The 6,215-nt window shown below is 73.2% G+C and carries 11 protein-coding genes; 10 read left to right on the forward strand and 1 reads right to left on the reverse strand.

All coding sequences use genetic code 11. The features are described from left to right. Nucleotides 1-171: 171 nt before the first annotated feature. Genes VGB14_06245 through VGB14_06270 form a run of 6 tightly spaced genes read left to right on the forward strand, consistent with a single transcriptional unit; the run spans nucleotide 172 to nucleotide 3,734 of the window. On the forward strand, nucleotides 172-738 hold the full coding sequence (locus tag VGB14_06245; GenBank protein ID HEX9992507.1) for a riboflavin synthase: 567 nt from the start codon (nucleotides 172-174) through the stop codon (nucleotides 736-738). Next, entirely contained in the window at nucleotides 735-1,970 is a 1,236-nt protein-coding gene (locus VGB14_06250) for a bifunctional 3,4-dihydroxy-2-butanone-4-phosphate synthase/GTP cyclohydrolase II (protein HEX9992508.1), read from the forward strand. The genes VGB14_06245 and VGB14_06250 overlap by 4 nt, the downstream gene beginning before the upstream one ends. Beyond that, the gene (gene ribE, locus VGB14_06255) at nucleotides 1,957-2,436 is read left to right on the forward strand and encodes a 6,7-dimethyl-8-ribityllumazine synthase (GenBank protein HEX9992509.1); all 480 of its coding nucleotides are present in this window, start codon (nucleotides 1,957-1,959) and stop codon (nucleotides 2,434-2,436) included. Before VGB14_06250 ends, ribE begins: the two co-directional genes overlap by 14 nt. Continuing rightward, complete coding sequence (locus VGB14_06260) at nucleotides 2,433-2,633, forward strand: hypothetical protein (GenBank protein HEX9992510.1); 201 nt, start codon at nucleotides 2,433-2,435, stop codon at nucleotides 2,631-2,633. Before ribE ends, VGB14_06260 begins: the two co-directional genes overlap by 4 nt. A 4-nt stretch (nucleotides 2,634-2,637) precedes the next feature. Next, nucleotides 2,638-3,516 (forward strand): ATP phosphoribosyltransferase, encoded by an 879-nt coding sequence (gene hisG, locus VGB14_06265; protein HEX9992511.1) that lies wholly within the window; start codon nucleotides 2,638-2,640, stop codon nucleotides 3,514-3,516. Continuing rightward, nucleotides 3,513-3,734 carry a cold shock domain-containing protein gene (locus VGB14_06270; protein HEX9992512.1) on the forward strand — a complete coding sequence of 74 codons (222 nt, stop codon included), beginning with the start codon at nucleotides 3,513-3,515 and terminating at the stop codon, nucleotides 3,732-3,734. Before hisG ends, VGB14_06270 begins: the two co-directional genes overlap by 4 nt. A gap of 16 nt (nucleotides 3,735-3,750) precedes the next feature. Here VGB14_06270 and VGB14_06275 read toward each other — a convergent pair whose 3' ends face one another. Further along, nucleotides 3,751-4,188 carry a hypothetical protein gene (locus VGB14_06275; protein ID HEX9992513.1) on the reverse strand — a complete coding sequence of 146 codons (438 nt, stop codon included), beginning with the start codon at nucleotides 4,186-4,188 and terminating at the stop codon, nucleotides 3,751-3,753. Between the two features lie 259 nt (nucleotides 4,189-4,447). On the opposite strand from VGB14_06275, the gene infC reads away from it, so the two are divergent. The 4 genes from infC to VGB14_06295 all read left to right on the forward strand — a co-directional run. Further along, the gene (gene infC, locus VGB14_06280; protein HEX9992514.1) at nucleotides 4,448-5,044 is read left to right on the forward strand and encodes a translation initiation factor IF-3; all 597 of its coding nucleotides are present in this window, start codon (nucleotides 4,448-4,450) and stop codon (nucleotides 5,042-5,044) included. Nucleotides 5,045-5,069: 25 nt separating this feature from the next. Continuing rightward, nucleotides 5,070-5,264, forward strand: a complete 195-nt coding sequence (gene rpmI, locus VGB14_06285) for a 50S ribosomal protein L35 (protein HEX9992515.1) — start codon at nucleotides 5,070-5,072, stop codon at nucleotides 5,262-5,264. A 43-nt stretch (nucleotides 5,265-5,307) separates the two neighbouring features. Then, nucleotides 5,308-5,658 (forward strand): 50S ribosomal protein L20, encoded by a 351-nt coding sequence (gene rplT / locus VGB14_06290; GenBank protein ID HEX9992516.1) that lies wholly within the window; start codon nucleotides 5,308-5,310, stop codon nucleotides 5,656-5,658. 232 nt (nucleotides 5,659-5,890) lie between these two features. Continuing rightward, a partial coding sequence (locus VGB14_06295; GenBank protein ID HEX9992517.1) for a TrmH family RNA methyltransferase occupies nucleotides 5,891-6,215 on the forward strand: 325 nt, incomplete at its 3' end.

The following is a 6,215-nucleotide window of genomic DNA, read 5'->3' on the forward strand; positions in this document are numbered from 1 at the left end:
CGTGGTCGACCGGTACGTGCTGTACCTGGCGCCGGCCCTGGTCGGCGGCGAGGGCGGGCGGGGCTTGTTCGCCGGGCCGGGCGCGGCCACCATCGGCGACGCCTGGCGCGGGCGGGTGGTGTCGGTCGGGCGCGTCGGCGACGACGTGCGGGTGGAGCTGGAGCGGGCCTGATGTTCACCGGGATCGTGGAGGAGCTGGGGTCGGTCGCCGCCGTCGACGGCGGCCGGCTGCGCATCGACGCCTCGACCGTGCTGGAGGACGCGGAGATCGGCGCCTCGATCGCCGTCAACGGCGTGTGCATCACGGTCGTCGCCATGGGCGACGGCTGGTGGGAGGCCGACCTGAGCGAGGAGACGCTGGCGAGGACCACGCTCGGGGACCTCGCGCCCGGGTCGCCGGTCAACTTGGAGCGGCCCGTCCGGCTGGCCGACCGCCTGGGCGGCCACCTCGTGCAGGGCCACGTCGACGGGGTCGGCGAGGTCGTCGAGCCGGCGCCCGACCTGGCCGTGCGCATGCCGGCCGGCCTCGGGCGCTACGTGGTCGAGAAGGGGTCGATCACCGTCGACGGCGTGAGCCTCACGGTCGTCGAGCCCCGGGCCGACGGGTTCACCGTCGCCGTCATCCCGCACACCGCCGAGGTCACCACCCTCGGCCGACGCCGCCCGGGCGACCGGGTCAACCTGGAGGTCGACGTGGTCGCCAAGTACGTCGAGCGCCTGCTGGGAGGTCGGACGTGATCGACAGGATCGACATGCGCTTCGCCGCCGTGACCGAGGCGGTCGCCGCCATCGGCCGGGGCGAGATCGTCGTCGTCGTCGACGACGAGGACCGCGAGAACGAGGGCGACCTCATCATGGCGGCCGAGGCGGCCACGCCGGAGAAGATCGCCTTCTTCGTGCGCCACACGTCCGGCGTGATCTGCGTGCCGATGACCGGCGAGCGCCTCGACGAGCTCCAGATCCCGCTCATGGTGAGGGACAACACCGAGTCCCAGCGCACGGCGTTCACCTACAGCGTCGACGCGAGGACCGGGACCACCACCGGCATCTCCGCCGCCGACCGGGCGGCCACCATCAGGGCGCTGATCGACCCGGCCACCCGGCCGTCCGACCTCAACCGGCCCGGCCACATCTTCCCGCTGCGGGCCGCGCCCGGCGGCGTGCTCAAGCGGGCCGGCCACACGGAGGCGGCCGTCGACCTCGCCACGATGGCGGGCCTCTACCCGGCCGGCGTGCTGTGCGAGCTGGTCAACGAGGACGGGACGATGGCCCGCGGCGCCCAGCTCCAGGCGTTCTGCAAGGAGCACGGGCTGGTGATGATCAGCATCGCCGACCTGATCCGCTACCGGCGTCAGAACGAGAAGCTCGTCCGGCGGGTGGCCGAGGCCCGCATCCCGACCGACTGGGGCGACTTCACCTGCTACGTCTACGAGTCGCTCCTCGACGGCGAGCAGCACGTCGCCCTCGTGAAGGGGGCGGTGCAGGGCGAGGAGCGGGTGCTCGTCCGGGTCCACAGCGAGTGCCTCACCGGCGACGTGTTCGGCTCGCTGCGCTGCGACTGCGGCGTCCAGCTCGACGCGGCCATGGCGAAGATCGCCGACGCCGGCCTCGGCGTGCTCGTCTACCTCCGCGGCCACGAGGGCCGGGGCATCGGGCTCGGCCACAAGATCAGGGCGTACAGCCTGCAGGACCAGGGCCGGGACACGGTCGACGCCAACCTCGAGCTCGGCCTGCCGGTCGACAGCCGCGAGTACGGCATCGGCGCGCAGATCCTCGTCGACCTCGGCATCACGACCATGCGGTACATGACCAACAACCCGAAGAAGTACGGCGGGCTCGAGGGCTACAACCTCCAGATCGTCGAGCGGGTGCCGCTCGTGTCCGCCCCCAACCCGGAGAACATCCGGTACCTTCGCACCAAGCGCGAGCGCATGGGTCATCTCCTGGAGGGCCTCGATGACGTCCTATGAGGGCAAGCTGCGGGGCGACGGGCTGCGGGTCGCGGTCGCCTGCGGGCGCTTCAACGGGCTGATCACCGAGCGCCTCCTCGCCGGGGCCCGCGACGGCCTCGTCCGCCACGGCGTGGACGAGTCGTCGATCACGGTCGCATGGGCGCCCGGCGCCTTCGAGCTCCCGCTGGTCGCCGCCCGCCTGGCCGAGTCCGGCGAGTACGACGCGGTGATCGCGCTGGGCGCCGTGATCCGCGGTGCCACCGGCCACTACGAGCACGTGGCCGGGCAGTGCGCCGCCGGGCTGGCCAGGGTCGCGCTCGACACCGGCGTGCCGGTCGTGTTCGGCGTGCTCACCACCGAGACGGTCGACCAGGCCATCGAGCGGGCCGGGACCAAGGCCGGGAACAAGGGCTACGAGGCGGCCGAGACGGCCATCGAGATGGCCGATCTGCTGCGCCAGCTGCCCAAGCGGGCGTCGGGATGAGCGACGTGCCGTTCCGCAACCGGCTGTTCGTCGGCGAGCAGGTGGCGGCCGACGGCGTGCGCCTCAGCTGGCGGCACGCCGAGATCGGCGGGGGCTACGACGCCCTCGACCGCCAGCGGGGGAGGGCGGCCCTCGTCGGGTTCGCGCTCACGATCGGCCTGCCCGTGCTGGCCGCCCTCGCCGCCGCCGTCCGCTGAGCGCGTGCTCCGCATCGTCCTGCCCAAGGGGTCGCTCGAGCGCGCCACCCTCGACCTGTTCGAGGCGGCCGACCTCGCCGTCAACCGCAGCTCCGACGTCGACTACCGGGCCACCGTGGACGACCCCCGGGTCGCCGAGGTCCGCATCCTGCGGCCCCAGGAGATCCCCCGCTACGTCGCCGACGGCCTGTTCGACCTCGGCATCACCGGGCGGGACTGGATCGAGGAGACCGGCAGCGACGTCGTCAAGCTCGGCGAGCTCCACTACTCGAAGGCCAGCGCCCGGCCGGTGCGGATCGTGGTCGCCGTGCCGAGGGACTCGGGGGTCGACCGGGTCGACGACCTGCCCCAGGGCGTGCGGGTGTCGACCGAGTACCCGGAGCTGACCCGGCGGTTCTTCGAGCGCAAGGGCATCGCCGCCGACATCCGCCTGTCCTACGGGGCGACCGAGGCCAAGGTGCCCGACATCGTCGACTGCATCGTCGACATCACCGAGACCGGCCGGGCCCTGCGGGCGGCCGGCCTGAAGATCGTCGACACGATCCTCGTGTCGTTCACCGAGCTGATCGCCAACCCGGCGAGCTACGCCGACCCCGACCGCCAGCACGCCATGCGCCAGCTCCAGACCCTGCTCGACGGCACGCTCGAGGCGAGGGGCAAGGTGCTGGTGAAGCTCAACGTCGGCGCCGACCGCCTCCAGGAGGTGATCGACCTGCTGCCGTCGATGAAGTCGCCGACCGTGTCCCAGCTGTTCGGCGACGACGGCGGCTACGCGGTCGAGACGGTCGTGCCCAAGTCCGAGATCAACGTGCTGATCCCGGCGCTGAAGGACCGCGGGGCGACCGACATCCTCGAGGTCCCGCTGGCGAAGATCGTCCATTGAACGAGCTCCGCACGGTCACCGGCGTGGTCGTCGCCTTCGACGAGCAGAAGGGCTACGGCACCGTCCGCGACGACGGCGAGGCCGGCGAGGATCGCTTCTTCCACTGCACGGCGATCGTCGACGGCTCCCGCACGATCCCCGTCGGCGCCACGGTCGCCTACGACGTCGTCCCCGGCCGCCTCGGCCGCTGGGAGGCCACCCGCCTCCGCCCCGCCTAGCGGCGCCGGGCGCCTGCTAGCCCTGGTCGGCCCCGGCGGAGCCGCCGGCGGTCGTCGTGGCCTGGGACTGGAGCTGCACGTAGGCGAGGCGGATCTGGTCGAGGGCGGCCCGCAGGGTGGTCTCGTCCTGGCCGAGCCGGCCGCGCAGGCCGTCGAGCACGGCGCCCATGGCGTCGATGGCGAGGCGGGCCTCGACGAGGTTGGGCGGCTGCTGGCCGAGGTGGATGGCCCCGAGCTCGAACAGGCCCATCACGTGGTTGGCGACGACGACGGCGGCCGGCACCTCGGCCAGGCGCCGCTGGGCCTCGGCCAGCTGCTCGGCCATGGCCATGGCCCGCTCCTCGTCCTCCGGCGACAGCTCCTCGGCGCCCGGCACCGGCCCGGGGCCGGGGGCCGGCCCGCCCCGGTCGCGGTCGACCGGGTGTTCGCCGCCAGGGGTCCACAAGCTGCTCATGCTGCTACCCTAGGGCGCACAACCGAGCAGGAAGCGGGGCCCGGGCCCCCACCTGGCCACCCTCAGGGTGCGCCGGGTACGCCATCTCGCTCCGGTGCCATCGGCACCGGTTGGGCGGGTGCCGCTTCCTGGCACCCGCCGCTTCGCGTTTCCGCCGGATGGAGCCGCAGGCGGCGGTCCCGACCGACGACCAGGAGGAACCCTCATCGATGATGAGTGATCGGCGATAGCCACGCCGCCCGGCGGCAACGAGCCCCGCATCAACGACCGCATCCGGGCTCGTGAGGTCCGCCTCGTGTCGCCCACCGGCGAGCAGATCGGCATCAAGCCACTGCCAGAGGCGCTGGCCATCGCCCGCGACCTCGACCTGGACCTGGTCGAGGTGGCGCCGCAGGCCAACCCACCGGTCTGCCGGATCATGGACTACGGCAAGTGGAAGTACGAGGCGGCCCAGCAGGCCAAGGAGTCCCGCCGCAAGAGCACGAACATCTCCATCAAGGAGATGAAGTACCGGCCCAAGATCGGCACGGGCGACTTCGACACCAAGACAAAGAAGGTCGAGAAGTTCCTCGCCGAGGGCCACAAGGTGAAGGTCACGATCATGTTCAGGGGCCGGGAGATGCAGCACCCCGAGCTCGGCAAGCGGATCCTCGACAAGGTGGCCGAGGCCACGGGGCCCGTCGGCCGGGTCGAGGTCATGCCGAAGCTCGACGGCCGCAACATGATCATGGTCCTCGCCCCCGACCGGAAGGCCCAGACCGGCGGGGCGCCCCGCCGGCCGCGGACGGCCGAGGCGCCGGCCGCTCCGGGCGCACCGGCCCGTCCGGCCCAGCCGGCGGCCAGCGACGCCACCTAGCACCACCCGAGGAGGAGACCGAGAGATGCCCAAGATGCGCACCCACCGGGGCGCGGCCAAGCGATTCCGCGTGACCGGCTCCGGCAAGATCATGCGCCGCCGGGCGTTCCGCCAGCACCTGTTCGAGAAGAAGGCGTCCACGAGGACGCGTCGCCTCGCCGGCGACGTCGAGATGCACGCCGGCGACCGCGACAAGGTGAAGCGCCTCCTCGGCCTCTGACGGCCGCGTCGACCACCCACCGGAAGCAGAAAGGAGCCCTTCGATGGCCAGGGTCAAGCGGGCCGTCCACAGCAAGAAGCACCGCAGGACCACCTTGGAGCGGGCCAAGGGGTACTACGGCAACAAGAGCCGGTCGTTCAAGTCGGCCAACGAGCAGGTCATGCACTCCCTGCAGTACGCGTACCGCGACCGCAGGGCCCGCAAGGCGGAGTTCCGCAAGCTCTGGATCCAGCGGATCAACGCCGCCTGCCGGGAGCACGGGATGAGCTACAGCCAGTTCATCAGCGGCCTGCGCCGCGCCGAGGTCGAGATCGACCGCAAGGTGCTGGCCGACCTGGCCGTCACCGACCCGGCCGCCTTCGCCGCCCTCGTCAAGGTGGCCGAGGCCGCCTAGCCACCCTGTCCGCCACCGAGCCGGTCGCGCCCATCGCCGTCGCCGCGGTGGCCGAGGCCCCGTAGCCACCCTGTCCGCCACCCCGGCCGGGCTGTCGGCCCGGCACCCGCGCGTCCAGCGCCTGCGGCGCCTGGCCGCCCGCCGGCGGGCGAGGGAGGAGGAGCGGGCCTTCCTCGTCGAGGGGCCGACCCTCGTCGGCGACGCCCTCGACGCCGGCCTGGCCCTCGAGGCCGTGTTCGTGCCCGCCGGCGGCGCCCTGCCGCCGGTGGCGGCGCGGGCCGCGGCCGCCGGCGTGCCCGTCCACCTGCTCGCCCCCGGCGTGCTGGAGCGGGTGGCCGGCACGGTGACCCCCCAGCCGGTGCTCGCCGTCGCCCCCCGCCCCGGCGCCGACGCCGCCGTGCTCGACGACGCGGCCGCCGACCTCGTGCTCGTGCTCGCCGGCGTGGCCGACCCTGGCAACGCGGGCACGCTCCTGCGCACGGCCGAGGCGGCCGGCGCCGCCGCCGTCGTCGTCACCGGAGGGTCGGTCGACCCGTTCGGCCCGAAGTGCGTGCGGG

This window comes from Acidimicrobiales bacterium (assembly GCA_036399815.1).
Classification (GTDB): Bacteria; Actinomycetota; Acidimicrobiia; order Acidimicrobiales; family DASWMK01; genus DASWMK01.

Bases quoted from the DNA above. Each gene is read 5' to 3' on its own strand.
- rplT (HEX9992516.1), top strand. From the start codon at position 5,308: ATGGCCAGGGTCAAGCGGGCCGTCCACAGCAAGAAGCACCGCAGGACC.
- VGB14_06245 (HEX9992507.1), top strand. From the start codon at position 172: ATGTTCACCGGGATCGTGGAGGAGCTGGGGTCGGTCGCCGCCGTCGAC.
- rpmI (HEX9992515.1), top strand. From the start codon at position 5,070: ATGCCCAAGATGCGCACCCACCGGGGCGCGGCCAAGCGATTCCGCGTG.
- VGB14_06275 (HEX9992513.1), bottom strand. From the start codon at position 4,188: ATGAGCAGCTTGTGGACCCCTGGCGGCGAACACCCGGTCGACCGCGAC.
- VGB14_06260 (HEX9992510.1), top strand. From the start codon at position 2,433: ATGAGCGACGTGCCGTTCCGCAACCGGCTGTTCGTCGGCGAGCAGGTG.
- ribE (HEX9992509.1), top strand. From the start codon at position 1,957: ATGACGTCCTATGAGGGCAAGCTGCGGGGCGACGGGCTGCGGGTCGCG.